Genomic DNA, 13221 nt, shown 5'->3' with positions numbered 1-13221 from the left:
GGAATTTAGTGAACGGGCAGTTCGACGCCTTCGAACAGTTCTTCGAGTTCCTGCTTGTTGTGGCACTGGATGGCCTTGGCCATGACTTCCCGGGTCAGGTGCGGCGCGAACTTCTCGATGAAGTCGCACATGAAACCACGCAGGAAAGTGCCACGGCGGAAACCGATCTTGGTGATGCTCGACTCGAACAGCTCGCTGGCATCCAGCACGACCAGATCGCTGTCCAGCTTGGTATCGACCGCCATCTTCGCCACGATGCCCACGCCCAGGCCAAGGCGGACATAGGTCTTGATCACGTCGGCGTCAGCGGCAGTGAACACCACTTTCGGCGTCAATCCGCGATGGCTGAAGGCCTCGTCGAGTTTCGAACGACCGGTAAAGCCGAACACATAGGTCACGATCGGGTATTCGGCCAGCGCTTCGAGGGTCAGTTTCGGCAACTTGGTCAATGGATGCCCCTGGGGCACGACGACGCAGCGGTTCCAGCGGTAGCACGGCATCATCACCAGGTCACCGAACAATTCCAGGGCTTCGGTGGCAATGGCGAAATCCACCGTGCCATCGGCCGCCATCTCGGCGATCTGCATCGGCGAGCCCTGGTGCATGTGCAACGCCACATCCGGGTACTGCTTGATGAAATTGCTGATCACCGGCGGCAACGCATAACGGGCCTGGGTGTGGGTGGTGGCGATCGACAGGGTGCCTTTTTTCTCGTTGGAGAACTCCTGGGCGATCTGCTTGATGCTTTCGACCTTGCGCAGGATCTCGCCGGCCGTGGTGATGATGCGCTCACCGGCGGGGGTCACGCGGGTCAGGTGCTTGCCGCTGCGGGCGAAGACTTCGACGCCCAGTTCATCCTCCAACAGGCGGATCTGCTTGCTGATGCCAGGTTGCGACGTATAGAGACTTTGGGCTGTAGCGGAAACGTTGAGGTCGTGGTGCGCCACTTCCCAGATGTAGCGCAGTTGTTGAAGCTTCATATGAATCCCTCAAAGCAGTTGGACGCCACGGGCATCAGCGACGGTGTATATAACTATATGAATGGTTGAAACAATAAATCTAGAACATTTTATAAAAAGCCATCATTTAGCCTCAAGCTTCACCCTGCCGTCGGCGCTGCACCAGCGGCACCAGGTAGACCGGCACCCGGGCCAACTGCAATACCCGTGCGGCAGTCCTGCCCAACGGCGCCTCGGCGCTGGCGCCCTGGCAATGACTGCCAACGATGAGCAAATCGACGGAGAGTTTCGCGGCCTGTTCGAGAATCACCTGGGAAGGATCGCCTTGAAACACCCGGACCGATTTGATCAGCTTCAAGTCCTGCTGCCCCTCCCCCAGCTCCTCACGAAAGTTGTCCAGGACCCGCTGCTCGATATTGGCCATCACCGTATTCAGACCTTCGCGATGGAATTCGTTCAGCGCCTGCTCATCGAGATAGCTTTGCAATACCGATTCGGCGAACAACCCCATCGGTTCTACCGCATGCACCACATACAACTCGGCTTCAAACGTCCGTGCCAACGCCAAGGCATGCTGCATCACATATGGGGCATAGAGCCCCAGGTCTGTGGCGTACAGCATCGAACGAATCATGTGACCTCCTCGCGTGCCAGAATGGCGGAGATGGATTCAGCTTAGCAGCGCCTCGATGAGTGCGACGTGCGGCTTGATGTCCCGAAGAACGGGCGGTCAAAGCTTCACTTCGTTACTGATGCCGTGGGGCACGTGGCCGGTCGCGACCACCTCGCGAGCCAGCTCGCAGTGACCGGTCTGGTCGTCGAAAAATACATCGGCGGCAAAGGCCTCGAGGAAGGCCGATTTGGTCAGGCCGCCGAGGAACAACGACTCATCCAGGCGAATGTCCCACTCGCGCAAGGTGCGGATGACCCGTTCGTGGGCCGGTGCCGAACGGGCCGTGACCAGCGCCGTGCGGATCGGGCAGGCATCCTCTGGAAACTCGCGCTGCAACGCATTGAGCGCCGCCAGGAAGCCCTTGAACGGCCCGCCTCGCAGCGGTTCGCGCGCGGCTTGCCGCTCGCTGGCCTGGAACGCCTCCAGGCCGCCCGCCTGGTAGACACGCTCCGACTCATCGGAAAACAACACCGCGTCGCCGTCGAAGGCAATGCGCAGTTCTTCGCTGGCCGCGCGACTGGCCCCGCCAGACAGGATGGTGGCCGCGGCGAACCCGGCGTCCAGGGCGCTGCGTACGTCCTCGGCATGGGTGGACAAGAACAGGTCGCAGCCGAAGGCCTTGAGGTACGGGTAAGGACTGCGACCGCCCACGAACGCCGCGCGGGAGATCGCCAGGCCGTAGTGGTGGATCGAGTTGAATACCCGCAGGCCCGTGTCCGCACTGTTGCGTGACACCAGAATCACCTCGACCCGGGCACGCCCCAAGTGTTCGTTGAGGCTCAGCAGTTTTTGCACGAGGGCGAAGGCATCGCCGGGTTCAAGGACTTCGTCTTCATGCTCGATCTGGTATTGCCGATAGGCCTCGACGCCGCTCGACAAGTACACCTTGTGGCTTTCACTCAGGTCGAACAGCGCCCGTGACGAAATCGCCAGCACCAACTTGTCGTCAATGTTGTTTGCCATATCGCTCCCCCTTCGCCCGATCAGCGGTTACGCCGATCCATGAACGCCAACGCCTGGTACAAGGCTTCGATTTTCGGCAGCTCGCATCCCACCGCTTTTGCCGCCGCCAGGGGCCGGGCGTAGATCGCGTCCGACTCCAGCGCACGCTTGTGGGAATAATCGTGATACATGCTCGGCCAGTAGTCAGGCATTTTCTCGGTCATCGCGAACAGATAGTCGGCATAGCCCGGCGCAATGGGATGCCCACAGGCCTCGGCGCCTTGAACCACTTCGGCCATCAATGCGCGAATCAATCCACGGCTCTGCTCGTCGGCCATCAACGGCGTGGTACTAGCCCCCAACAGCACCGAAAGGCCGTTGTACGGCACATTCCACACCAACTTCTGCCACCGCGCCTGTTGCAGGTTGGGCATGGCCTGAGAGTCGATGCCGGCGACACGAAACAGCGCCGCCGCCTCCTCCACGATTGCCAGGCGCCCGGCCTGATCGTGGCTGGGACCGCTGTGGTAACCGACGTTGACCGCGCCGAGGGCCTGGTGGGCAATCACGCCGGGGCCGACACGGTGCACGCAGATCAGGCAGAGGCCGCCCAGCAGGTGCAACGAATCCGGCAACAGCGGACGCAGATCATCTTCGACGCCCAGGCCATTTTGCAGTAACAGGACTTTCGCCCCCTCAGCGGCAGCCTGGGCAATGGCCGGGGCCAGTTCGGCATTGCTGGTGGTCTTGGCGCCCACCAGCAGCCAGTCGCACGGCGGCATGTCGGCCGCCGTGCGATACGCCTGGGCCGGGTTGAGGGTCAATGCGCCATGAACCGCGCTGTCGACCTGCAAGCCTGCCCGGACCACCGCGCCAAACTCGCTGCGCAGCAAAAAGTGCACGTCAAAACCGGCGCGGGCCAGCATCACCCCGTAGAATCCGCCGATCGCCCCGGTGCCAATCATCCCGATCCGCGGTTTAACGCCTGCCTGCATCGTTGCCAATCCTCTGGTAGATCCCCTGTGCCCATCATTACACAACCCTCTGGCAAAGAGCTCGGCTGTGGAGGCAGGGCTTGCCCCCACAGCCCCTCGGCGCAATAAAACCGGGCGCTGCCCATTGTCGAGCGGCCTGTTAACGCGATAAGGTTCGGCTCCCCGACGCGCTTAAAATCCGCTGTGCACCGCCGCGCGGGGATCGCTGGCGGCCGGCACCCGTGACCTGACGAGTAACACGATGGCTGATTTACCGATCAATGACCTTAACGTCGCCTCCAACGAGACCCTCATCACGCCTGACCAGCTCAAGCGCGATATCCCCCTGAGCGACGCTGCCCTGCGCACCGTGACCAAGGGCCGGGAAGTTATTCGCAACATTCTCGATGGCACCGACCATCGCCTGTTCGTGGTCATCGGGCCCTGCTCGATCCATGACATCAAGGCCGCCCACGAATACGCCGAACGCCTGAAGGTGCTGGCGGCGGAAGTGTCCGACACCCTGTACCTGGTCATGCGTGTGTATTTCGAGAAGCCGCGGACCACCGTCGGCTGGAAAGGCCTGATCAACGACCCTTACCTGGACGACTCCTTCAAGATCCAGGACGGTCTGCACATCGGTCGCCAACTGCTGCTGGACCTGGCGGAAATGGGACTGCCCACCGCCACCGAAGCCCTGGACCCGATCTCCCCGCAATACCTGCAGGACCTGATCAGTTGGTCGGCCATCGGCGCGCGCACCACCGAATCCCAGACCCACCGCGAAATGGCCTCCGGCCTGTCTTCGGCAGTGGGCTTCAAGAACGGCACCGACGGCGGCCTCACCGTGGCGATCAACGCCTTGCAGTCGGTTTCCAGCCCTCACCGTTTCCTGGGCATCAACCAGGAAGGCGGCGTGTCGATCGTCACCACCAAGGGCAACGCCTACGGTCACGTGGTGCTGCGCGGCGGCAACGGCAAGCCGAACTATGACTCGGTCAGCGTTGCACTGTGCGAGCAAGCGCTGAACAAGGCCAAGATCAAGCCCAACATCATGGTCGATTGCAGCCACGCCAACTCCAACAAGGACCCGGCACTGCAACCGCTGGTCATGGAGAACGTGGCCAACCAGATCCTGGAAGGCAACCAGTCGATTATCGGCCTGATGGTCGAGAGTCACCTGAACTGGGGTTGCCAGGCGATCCCGAAAGACCTCGCGGATTTGCAGTACGGTGTCTCCATTACCGACGCCTGCATTGACTGGAGCGCAACCGAGAACACCCTGCGCAGCATGCACGCCAAGCTCAAGGACGTGTTGCCGAAGCGTCAGCGCGGCTGAATAAAAGATCGCAGCCTCGTTTCACTCGACAGCTCCTACACGGTCGCCATACATGTTTGGGGATGTAGGAGCTGGCGAAGCCTGCGATCTTTTGCGTCCCTCAAGCCATAAAAAAACGCCGGACTTTCCAGTCCGGCGTTTTTTTGGGAATCGGTTTTGTCAGAGCTTTGCGGCGTGCCGCTGGTGACGCTCCATGTAGCGCTCCACGTAGGAGCAGGACGGGATCACCGTGTAGCCCATTTCTTCGGCATACTGCAGCGCCCTTTCGGTCAATGCCGCCGCAATGCCACGGCCGCGCAGGGCGTTTGGCACGAAAGTGCGATAGATATCCAGGGTCTGTTTGCCCAGGTCCATATAGGTCAGGTAGGCACGATGACCGTCCACATTGGTCTCGAACTGATGACCAGCCTGGTCATGGTGGATGGACAACGCCTCGCTCATTGCTACTCCTCGCGGGTCTGAATGCTGACCCTACCTTACCGATGTTTTTCCGGCGAAGGAACATCTACGCCACCCCGTGCCTTGATGGTCACCGAGCGCCAAAATCGAACCGCTCAAACCCGAGCACGTCGTGAATAGTAGGCACCAATGACGCAAATGCTCAAGGCACACCTGTCATTAGAGGGATAAAATCCCTGCGGTGTATCGATTGAGCAGCTCCATCACGCTGTAGTCGACCACGGTGCAATAGCTGAACATCGCCAGTTGTTGAGTCTTGAGACGAACTCGCCTAGTTAAAGTCACCACCCACCTGCAAGATGCCTGACGCGCTGCACAAATTTTGTACAGAAGTGTAAGCAAATCAATAAACAACGACGTTAGCAGGACTGCAAGAGTTCGCCCTGCGGCGGAACTTTTCTGCGCCTGGACGCTCAAGCCAAGGGCTCGGCGCTGTATATTTTCTCAACAAGCAGAAGAAAAGTTGCTCGAAAAAGAATCACCCACTACAATTTTTTTGCTTCTTGCGCTACGTCAGTTTACTTACTACAAGTAATGGGTAGTATGTACGCCGGCTAACTCCCCAGTCCGGGGAGACAGTCATTAAATAGAAAGTCCTTGAAGGGGAACACGATGAACAACGTTCTGAAATTCTCTGCTCTGGCCCTGGCCGCAGTTCTGGCTACCGGTTGCAGCAGCGCATCGAAAGAAACCGAAGCACGTCTGACTGCTACCGAAGACGCAGCCGCTCGCGCCCAAGCTCGTGCAGACGAAGCTTACCGTAAAGCTGATGAAGCTCTGGCTGCTGCTCAAAAAGCACAACAGACTGCTGACGAAGCTAACGAGCGTGCTCTGCGCATGCTGGAAAAAGCTAGCCGCAAGTAATAATCCCTCGGGATTGTTATCGAGCCGACCCATTTTGGGTCGGCTTTTTTTTGGGGATTTGAAAGCGATTACCCGGTGTTTGGCCCGGCAATAAAAAACCCGCCGGCATCGTCAAATACCGGCGGGCGGGTGAGCAGCGGATAACTTACTGCTGCAGGTCGATCGGCGCGCTCGACACCATGCGGGCCGAGGTGCCAGGGACGGCGATCTCCACCGGCAGGCCGTCTTCGGCCGCCACCACGTCACGCACCACGTCCCAGTCCATGCGCAGATTGCTGGTGATGTCCTCACGCTTGAGCATCGCGTTGATCACGGCGGTGTGCTTGTCCACCACCGACGGATTGCCCTTGTCGTCCAGCGGGGTATGGGCTTCCAGGTAAACCTTGCCGCCGCTCAGGCCGAGCTTGTACGGATCGTTGATGATCCGCACCGAAGTGCCGACCGGCACCATCTTGGCCATTTCCAGCACGTTGTTGTTGAACATCCGGAAACAGCCATGGCTGGTGCGCATGCCGATGCCGAACTTCTTGTTCGAACCATGGATCAGGTAACCCGGCGTACCCAAGGTGAACTTGAACGGCCCCAGCGGGTTGTCCGGACCGGCCGGTACCACGCTGGGCAGCGGGTCGCCGTCGGCGGCATGCTCGGCCCTGATCGAAGCTGGCGGCGTCCAGGTCGGGTTTGGCGTCTTGGCAGTGATGCTGGTATGGGCAATGGGCGATCCCCAGCCTTCGCGACCGATTCCCAGCGGGAAGGTGTAGACCACGTTCCGGCCTTTGGGGAAATAGTACAGGCGGTACTCGGCTAGGTTGATCACGATGCCCTCGCGCGGGCCCGGCGGCAGGATGAAACGGGTCGGCAGGACGACCTCGGTGCCGGTCCCCGGCAACCACGGATCGACTCCGGGGTTGGCGGCGACCATCTCGCTGTAGCCCAGGTCGTAGGTCGTGCCCAGGTCGGCGAAGGTGTCTTCGTACTTGGCCTTGATGACCTGCACCTGGCCCACGATGTCTTCACCCGGTGGTGGCAGGGGCAGCTCCAATGCAGCGACAGGGCCCGCCATACACAAGGCGGCAAGAGACAGGCAGCGGGCAACGGCAGACAAGCGCGGCGACATCCGGGAAATCCTTCGCAGATCGAATAAAGAGGGTGAAAACAGCGATTGTACACCGCCCCCTGTAATTTCGGGGAGAGCGGTACCGATGCGCAACATTGTGATTCGCCCTGTGGGAGCGAGCCTGCTCGCGATGGCGGCGGCTCATTCAACATCAACGCAAGCAGATTCACCGCTATCGCGAGCAGGCTCGCTCCCACAAAGGTCATGCCGGGAATCAGGGCGGGATTACAACTCGAACCGCAACTCCGGCCAGATCGGCGAGGTACCGCGCTTCTGCGACTCCAGGATCGCCCGGCACAATGAACACAGGCGATGGTCCTGGAAGATCCGGCGATCCACGCTCGACCAACGCGGCTGGGCCGGCAACAGGCTGCCACAAAGCGTCCGATCAGCCGAGCCGCCGAGTTCCAACTGACGGGTCACCAGATGCACCCGCACTTCCTGGCAGGCGAACAGATCCAGCTGCTCGTCAGGCTCGATCAGTTGATAGGCAAACAAGGACCAGGCGGGACGCGGCATCGAGGGCTCCAAATCGGGGGCGCCACATTAGCCGAAAGCCCGCCTGTAGAAAAGCGTCAAAGCAGCGGTTTGAGCGTCGGCCAGACATTTTCCAGCAACTTGCCCTGGGCCGCGACGGACGGGTGCAGTCCGTCGCCCTGCATCATCCCGGAAACACCACCTATGTCCTTGAGAAAAAACGGTACCAACGGCACGTTTTTCTCCTCGGCGAGGGTGCTGTAGACCTGGGCAAAGGCATCGGTGTAGCGCCGCCCGTAATTGGGTGGCAATTGCATGCCCAGCAAAAGCACCTTGGCGCCACTGGCTCGGGCGCTGTCGATCATCGCTGCAAGGTTTTGTTGCAATTGTGTTGGCGGCTGTCCACGCAGGCCATCGTTACCACCGAGCTCGAGCACCACCAGGTCCGGCTTATGGGCTGCAAGCAGCGCCGGCAGCCGCGCCTGGCCTCCTGCGCTGGTGTCGCCACTGATGGACGCGTTGATCACTTTATCGTCAAAACCCTCGGCCTTGAGCCGTTGCTCGAGCAATGACACCCAACCTTGCCGGGTATCCAGGCCGAAAGCCGCGCTGATACTATCGCCGACGATCAGGACTGTACCCGCCGCTGCGCCCTGGGCCATGCACATCAAGGCCAGGCCGGCACTCAAAAACCACACACGCATCGGATTCTCCATGGGCTCAAGCATTCTCACCGCGACGGACCTTAGCAAAGTGGTTCCCAGCGCGGAAGGTGAACTGACCATCCTGCACGAACTCAGCCTGGAACTGAACAGAGGCGACAGCCTGGCTATCGTCGGTGCGTCCGGCTCCGGCAAATCCACCCTCCTGGGCCTGCTGGCCGGCCTCGACCTGCCGAGCGGGGGTGAAGTGACGCTCGCCGGCCAAGCGCTCAGCACACTGGATGAAGACCAGCGGGCGCGGATCCGCGCCGAGCATGTGGGCTTTGTCTTCCAGTCATTCCAATTGCTCGACAGCCTCAATGCCCTGGAAAATGTCATGCTGCCGCTGGAACTGGAAGGGCACAAGGATGCCCGTGAGCGCGCCACGGAATTGTTGCAGCGCGTCGGCCTGGGCCAGCGCCTGACCCATTCACCGCGCCAGCTCTCCGGCGGCGAGCAGCAACGCGTGGCCATTGCCCGTGCCTTTGCCGCCGAACCCGACGTGCTGTTTGCCGACGAACCCACCGGCAACCTCGACAGTCACACAGGCGAGCGGATCAGCGACCTCTTGTTCGACCTGAACAAGGAACGCGGCACCACCCTGGTGCTGGTCACCCACGATGAACGCCTGGCCCATCGCTGCCAGCGCCTGATCCGACTTGAAGCCGGCCAGATGGTCGCGCCCCTGGAGCCTTGATGGCACGTATGCCGCTGTTGCGCCTGTTCAGTCTCGCTGTCCGCCAATTGTTGCGCGACGCCCGCGCCGGTGAGTTGCGGGTGTTGTTCTTCGCCTTGCTGGTGGCGGTGGCGGCCAGTACCGCCATCGGCTACTTCGGAGCCCGCCTCAACGGCGCGATGATGATGCGCGCCACCGAATTCCTCGGCGCCGACCTGCTGCTCGAAGGCAGCTCGCCCGCCCGCCCGGAACAGATCCGCAGCGGTACCGAACTGGGCCTGGAGCATGCCCGGGTCGTCGAGTTCTCCAGCGTCGTTGCCACCGACAACGGTATCCAGCTTTCCAGCGTCAAGGCCGCCGATGAGGCCTACCCGTTGCGCGGCGAACTCAAGAGCGCCCCGGCGCCGTTCGCCCCGGAGCAACCTGGCGGACGCCCGAACCCCGGCGAAGCCTGGGTCGAGGCACGCCTGTTGACCGCGCTGGACCTCAAGATCGGCGACAGCATCGACGTCGGCAACCAGACGCTTCGCCTGAGCCGCGTCCTGACCTATGAGCCGGATCGCGCTGGTAATTTCTACAGCCTTACCCCCCGCGTCCTGATCAACCTCAAGGACCTGGAAGCCACCGGCGTCGTGCAACCCGGTAGCCGGGTGAGCTACCGCGACCTGTGGCGTGGGCCGGCGCCCGCCCTGCAAACCTACCGCGACCTGATCAAGCCAGGCCTGGAGGCCCACCAGCGCCTGCAGGACGCCCGCGACGGCAACCGCCAGATCGGCGGCGCCCTGGGCAAGGCCGAGCGTTACCTGAACATGGCCAGCCTGGTGGCGGTGCTGTTGTCCGGCGTCGCCGTCGCCCTTTCGGCCAACCGCTTCGCCAGCCGCCGCTTCGATGCCAGCGCCCTGCTCCGATGCCTGGGGCTTTCCCGCCGGGAAACCCTGGTGCTGTTCAGCCTGCAATTGGCCGTGCTGGGGCTTCTGGCCAGCATCAGCGGCGCCCTGCTCGGCTGGGTCGCCCAGCTGGGGCTGTTCGCCTTGTTGCATGACCTGTTGCCGACCGCGGTACCGCCAGGAGGCTTGCTGCCCGCCCTCGCCGGGATCGGCACCGGGCTGGTGGCACTGGCCGGGTTCGCCCTGCCGCCGCTGGCCGCACTGGGTCGCGTGCCGCCGTTGCGTGTGCTGCGCCGGGACCTGTTGCCGATCCCATCCAGTACCTGGATGGTCTACGGTGCCGCACTGGGCGCCCTGGGCCTGATCATGTGGCGCCTGAGCCTGGATCTGGTGCTGACTTTCGCCCTGCTCGGTGGCGGGGTCATTGCTGCCCTGGTGCTAGGCGGCCTGTTACTAGTCATGCTCCGCAGCCTGCGTCGCCTGCTGGCCCGCGCGGCGCTGCCTTGGCGGCTGGGACTCGGCCAGTTGTTGCGTCACCCCCTGGCAGCGGCCGGCCAGGCGCTGGCATTCGGCCTGATTCTGCTGTCCATGGCGTTGATTGCACTGTTGCGCGGTGAGTTGCTGGACACTTGGCAGAACCAACTGCCCAAGGACGCTCCGAACTATTTCGCCTTGAATATCCTGCCCAATGACAAGCAGGCCTTCACCGACAAGCTGCTGGCGTTGTCGGCTCAATCAGCCCCGCTCTACCCAGTGGTACCCGGACGACTGATCAGCATCAACGGTAAGCCGGCGACGGAATTCGTCACCAAGGACTCCGCTGGCGACCGGGCGCTGCAACGCGACCTGAGCCTGACCTGGGCCGCCGACCTGCCAGAGGGCAACGTCGTCACGGCGGGGAACTGGTGGTCGCAACAGGCACCGGACGACATCCCGGGCGTCTCGGTCGAAGGTAAAGTGGCCGAAAACCTCCAGATCAAGCTGGGCGATCGCCTGGTCTTCAGCGTGGGGGGCGTCAATCGGGAAGCCAAGGTCACCAGCCTGCGGGAGATTAACTGGGACAATTTCCAGCCCAACTTCTTCATGATCTTCCAGCCCGGCACCTTGAAGGACCTGCCCGCCACCTACCTCACCAGTTTCTACCTGGCGGCGGGTCATGACTTGCAGATCGTCGAACTGTCCCGGGCTTTCCCCGCGGTAACCATCCTGCAAGTCGAGGCCCTGCTCGAACAGTTGCGCAGCATCCTGGCCCAGGTGACCCTGGCCGTGGAATACGTGCTGCTGTTTGTCCTGGCAGCTGGCCTGGCCGTGCTGTTTTCCGGTCTGCAGGCGACCCTCGACGAGCGGATTCGCCAGGGCGCTTTATTGCGCGCACTGGGTGCCGCACGGCCCCTGCTGATCAAGGCCCGACGGATCGAGTTCGGTCTGCTGGGAGCGGTCAGCGGCCTGCTCGCGGCCCTGGGCAGCGAACTGGTGAGCCTGGTGCTCTACCGCTATGCCTTCGACCTGCCCTGGCATCCGCATCCTTGGCTGCTGGCGCTACCGTTGATAGGCGCGCTGCTGATTGGCGCAGCCGGGGTCTTTGGTACCCGTCGAGCGCTGAACGCGAGCCCGCTGACAGTATTGCGCGAGGGTTGATAGACTTTCGGCTTCGCTATTACAAGAAAATGCCATGAGCCGTTATCGCCCACCCCGCACCGCCGGCACCGCGCTGATCACCCCCGAGGGTGAGGCGCGGATGCGCGCTGAATTCCATGAACTGTGGCACGTGCGCCGCCCCCAGGTGACCCAGGCGGTCAGCGAGGCGGCAGCCCAAGGGGATCGTTCGGAAAACGCCGAATACACCTACGGCAAGAAAATGCTGCGCGAGATCGACAGCCGCGTCCGCTTCCTCACCAAACGCCTCGAAGCGCTCAAAGTGGTGAGTGAAAAACCCAGCGACCCGAACAAGGTCTATTTTGGCGCCTGGGTCACCGTCGAAGACGAGGATGGCAAAGAAGCCCGTTATCGCATCGTCGGCCCCGACGAACTGGACTTGAAGCAGAACCTGATCAGCATTGACTCACCCTTGGCGCGAGCCTTGATAGGCAAGGCCCTGGATGCCGAGGTCAAGGTCCAGACGCCGACAGGAGAGAAGTTGGTCTACATCGTCGACATCACGTATTCGTAATCCGCGCCGTTAGAGTATGCAGACCGGTCGGCGCTTCCAATTCAATGTCAGCACCTCAACGGCGCGTGATCAGCCCTTGCCGTGCCACACGGATCAATTGCCGGATCACTTCAGGAGCGTCCGCCGCACTGGGGGACTGGATGACGGCCAGGTCGAAACTGTCATTGGCAAAGCGAGCCAGCGACTCACCGTCTTCGACAAACTGGATCAGGAACGCTGCAGGGCCGTGGTTGCGACGCGGCCAGCCGTCGAGATAGCGCAACAACGTTGGCTGGTGTGTACCGCCCAGGAGAATTTTCGGGTTGCGTTGCGTAAGGTTCGCCGTGATGGGCGCAAGACGTACAAGGGGGCTGGGAGCATTCATCGTGTCGTGTCTCTGCCTCAAAAGTCTGCATGGCAGGTGAGAGGCAACACCGAGCCAGCGCTTTAGCGGTATTTCGAAGCCCGTTCCTGGCTTCTGTCGGCGACGAAAGAGTCACCTGGCGCCCCGCAAGTAGCTGTTTAAATCGGCGCATGGGCAGCATCCTAGAGAAGCGGACCGGACAGTGTCAAGAATAGCTGCCATCTGAGGTAATGCTGTTCGTTTAAGCTCCCTCGCCAAGGGGGTTGTGGTGTCTGGGCAGACGTCATCGCGAGCAAGCTTTGCTCCCACAGACTTTGGCTTTGGCTTTTGATCTTGATCTTGATCTTGATCTTAGCGCCCCATCAACCACGCTGGCCGAACGCAGGCATTGCGCAGTGGGCATCCCGGCATGGAGGCCGGGATAGCCGCGCTGGGCCATGGATGGCCCTTCGCGGCGGGCCCACGGAGCAATGCCGGAGTGAGGGAACACCTCGCCTAGGCGAGGTGCCGAGTGGTGGGGCAAAGCGTTTTTGGTTACTTTTTGCGCTCCTCAAAAAGTGACCCGCCGTAAGGGCGGAACCATAAGCCGCCGTAATCGATGAAACGGATCTACCCACCATCCAAACCCCACAAAAAAAGG

Annotated in this window: 15 protein-coding genes; 5 read left to right on the top strand and 10 right to left on the bottom strand. The window is 61.6% G+C overall.

Annotated features, from left to right (window positions below):
* Positions 1 to 5 precede the first annotated feature (5 nt).
* From cysB to ACODSJ_RS07895, 4 genes are all read right to left on the bottom strand, one after another.
* Positions 6 to 980 carry an HTH-type transcriptional regulator CysB gene (gene cysB, locus ACODSJ_RS07910; RefSeq protein ID WP_489101187.1) on the bottom strand — a complete coding sequence of 325 codons (975 nt, stop codon included), beginning with the start codon at positions 978 to 980 and terminating at the stop codon, positions 6 to 8.
* A 112-nt stretch (positions 981 to 1092) separates the two neighbouring features.
* Entirely contained in the window at positions 1093 to 1593 is a 501-nt protein-coding gene (locus tag ACODSJ_RS07905) for a universal stress protein (protein ID WP_489101186.1), read from the bottom strand.
* 96 nt (positions 1594 to 1689) lie between these two features.
* The gene (locus tag ACODSJ_RS07900) at positions 1690 to 2595 is read right to left on the bottom strand and encodes a 5'-nucleotidase (RefSeq protein ID WP_489101185.1); all 906 of its coding nucleotides are present in this window, start codon (positions 2593 to 2595) and stop codon (positions 1690 to 1692) included.
* A gap of 20 nt (positions 2596 to 2615) precedes the next feature.
* Positions 2616 to 3569 carry a putative 2-dehydropantoate 2-reductase gene (locus ACODSJ_RS07895; RefSeq protein ID WP_489101184.1) on the bottom strand — a complete coding sequence of 318 codons (954 nt, stop codon included), beginning with the start codon at positions 3567 to 3569 and terminating at the stop codon, positions 2616 to 2618.
* A 241-nt stretch (positions 3570 to 3810) separates the two neighbouring features.
* On the opposite strand from ACODSJ_RS07895, the gene ACODSJ_RS07890 reads away from it, so the two are divergent.
* Positions 3811 to 4887, top strand: coding sequence for a 3-deoxy-7-phosphoheptulonate synthase (locus tag ACODSJ_RS07890; protein WP_003199364.1), 1077 nt, complete (start codon positions 3811 to 3813; stop codon positions 4885 to 4887).
* A gap of 159 nt (positions 4888 to 5046) precedes the next feature.
* On the opposite strand, the gene ACODSJ_RS07885 is transcribed toward ACODSJ_RS07890, so the two are convergent.
* Both ACODSJ_RS07885 and ACODSJ_RS07880 read right to left on the bottom strand, forming a co-directional pair.
* Positions 5047 to 5328, bottom strand: coding sequence for a GNAT family N-acetyltransferase (locus tag ACODSJ_RS07885; protein ID WP_003183779.1), 282 nt, complete (start codon positions 5326 to 5328; stop codon positions 5047 to 5049).
* A 177-nt stretch (positions 5329 to 5505) separates the two neighbouring features.
* A complete protein-coding gene (locus ACODSJ_RS07880; RefSeq protein WP_489101183.1) occupies positions 5506 to 5631 on the bottom strand; it encodes a hypothetical protein in 126 nt (41 codons plus the stop codon).
* Positions 5632 to 5958: 327 nt separating this feature from the next.
* Between ACODSJ_RS07880 and oprI the strand changes: the two genes are divergently transcribed.
* Complete coding sequence (gene oprI, locus ACODSJ_RS07875; protein ID WP_011335311.1) at positions 5959 to 6210, top strand: outer membrane lipoprotei OprI; 252 nt, start codon at positions 5959 to 5961, stop codon at positions 6208 to 6210.
* A 145-nt stretch (positions 6211 to 6355) separates the two neighbouring features.
* On the opposite strand, the gene ACODSJ_RS07870 is transcribed toward oprI, so the two are convergent.
* From ACODSJ_RS07870 to ACODSJ_RS07860, 3 genes are all read right to left on the bottom strand, one after another.
* Positions 6356 to 7327: a L,D-transpeptidase family protein gene (locus ACODSJ_RS07870; protein WP_489101182.1), complete on the bottom strand. Its 972-nt coding sequence runs from the start codon at positions 7325 to 7327 to the stop codon at positions 6356 to 6358.
* 225 nt (positions 7328 to 7552) lie between these two features.
* On the bottom strand, positions 7553 to 7846 hold the full coding sequence (locus tag ACODSJ_RS07865) for a hypothetical protein (protein WP_042728326.1): 294 nt from the start codon (positions 7844 to 7846) through the stop codon (positions 7553 to 7555).
* A gap of 56 nt (positions 7847 to 7902) precedes the next feature.
* Positions 7903 to 8508: an arylesterase gene (locus ACODSJ_RS07860; RefSeq protein ID WP_489101181.1), complete on the bottom strand. Its 606-nt coding sequence runs from the start codon at positions 8506 to 8508 to the stop codon at positions 7903 to 7905.
* A 10-nt stretch (positions 8509 to 8518) separates the two neighbouring features.
* On the opposite strand from ACODSJ_RS07860, the gene ACODSJ_RS07855 reads away from it, so the two are divergent.
* Genes ACODSJ_RS07855 through greB form a run of 3 tightly spaced genes read left to right on the top strand, consistent with a single transcriptional unit; the run spans position 8519 to position 12238 of the window.
* Positions 8519 to 9202: an ABC transporter ATP-binding protein gene (locus tag ACODSJ_RS07855; protein WP_489101180.1), complete on the top strand. Its 684-nt coding sequence runs from the start codon at positions 8519 to 8521 to the stop codon at positions 9200 to 9202.
* On the top strand, positions 9202 to 11706 hold the full coding sequence (locus ACODSJ_RS07850) for an ABC transporter permease (RefSeq protein ID WP_489101179.1): 2505 nt from the start codon (positions 9202 to 9204) through the stop codon (positions 11704 to 11706). Before ACODSJ_RS07855 ends, ACODSJ_RS07850 begins: the two co-directional genes overlap by 1 nt.
* Positions 11707 to 11740: 34 nt before the next feature.
* Positions 11741 to 12238: a transcription elongation factor GreB gene (gene greB, locus ACODSJ_RS07845; protein ID WP_489101178.1), complete on the top strand. Its 498-nt coding sequence runs from the start codon at positions 11741 to 11743 to the stop codon at positions 12236 to 12238.
* A gap of 55 nt (positions 12239 to 12293) precedes the next feature.
* On the opposite strand, the gene ACODSJ_RS07840 is transcribed toward greB, so the two are convergent.
* Positions 12294 to 12602, bottom strand: a complete 309-nt coding sequence (locus ACODSJ_RS07840) for a class I SAM-dependent methyltransferase (protein WP_489101177.1) — start codon at positions 12600 to 12602, stop codon at positions 12294 to 12296.
* Positions 12603 to 13221: the final 619 nt, after the last annotated feature.

The sequence above is a fragment of the Pseudomonas sp. FG6 genome (assembly GCF_057809015.1).
The sequence above is the reverse complement of the archived record's forward strand: the minus strand, read 5'-3'. Positions and strand labels throughout refer to the sequence as shown.

What these genes read in the sequence shown, in the direction of transcription:
- cysB (WP_489101187.1), bottom strand. Translation starts at nt 980, where the DNA reads ATGAAGCTTCAACAACTGCGCTACATCTGGGAAGTGGCGCACCACGAC.
- ACODSJ_RS07905 (WP_489101186.1), bottom strand. Translation starts at nt 1,593, where the DNA reads ATGATTCGTTCGATGCTGTACGCCACAGACCTGGGGCTCTATGCCCCA.
- ACODSJ_RS07900 (WP_489101185.1), bottom strand. Translation starts at nt 2,595, where the DNA reads ATGGCAAACAACATTGACGACAAGTTGGTGCTGGCGATTTCGTCACGG.
- ACODSJ_RS07895 (WP_489101184.1), bottom strand. Translation starts at nt 3,569, where the DNA reads ATGCAGGCAGGCGTTAAACCGCGGATCGGGATGATTGGCACCGGGGCG.
- ACODSJ_RS07890 (WP_003199364.1), top strand. Translation starts at nt 3,811, where the DNA reads ATGGCTGATTTACCGATCAATGACCTTAACGTCGCCTCCAACGAGACC.
- ACODSJ_RS07885 (WP_003183779.1), bottom strand. Translation starts at nt 5,328, where the DNA reads ATGAGCGAGGCGTTGTCCATCCACCATGACCAGGCTGGTCATCAGTTC.
- oprI (WP_011335311.1), top strand. Translation starts at nt 5,959, where the DNA reads ATGAACAACGTTCTGAAATTCTCTGCTCTGGCCCTGGCCGCAGTTCTG.
- ACODSJ_RS07870 (WP_489101182.1), bottom strand. Translation starts at nt 7,327, where the DNA reads ATGTCGCCGCGCTTGTCTGCCGTTGCCCGCTGCCTGTCTCTTGCCGCC.
- ACODSJ_RS07865 (WP_042728326.1), bottom strand. Translation starts at nt 7,846, where the DNA reads ATGCCGCGTCCCGCCTGGTCCTTGTTTGCCTATCAACTGATCGAGCCT.
- ACODSJ_RS07860 (WP_489101181.1), bottom strand. Translation starts at nt 8,508, where the DNA reads ATGCGTGTGTGGTTTTTGAGTGCCGGCCTGGCCTTGATGTGCATGGCC.
- ACODSJ_RS07855 (WP_489101180.1), top strand. Translation starts at nt 8,519, where the DNA reads ATGGGCTCAAGCATTCTCACCGCGACGGACCTTAGCAAAGTGGTTCCC.
- ACODSJ_RS07850 (WP_489101179.1), top strand. Translation starts at nt 9,202, where the DNA reads ATGGCACGTATGCCGCTGTTGCGCCTGTTCAGTCTCGCTGTCCGCCAA.
- greB (WP_489101178.1), top strand. Translation starts at nt 11,741, where the DNA reads ATGAGCCGTTATCGCCCACCCCGCACCGCCGGCACCGCGCTGATCACC.
- ACODSJ_RS07840 (WP_489101177.1), bottom strand. Translation starts at nt 12,602, where the DNA reads ATGAATGCTCCCAGCCCCCTTGTACGTCTTGCGCCCATCACGGCGAAC.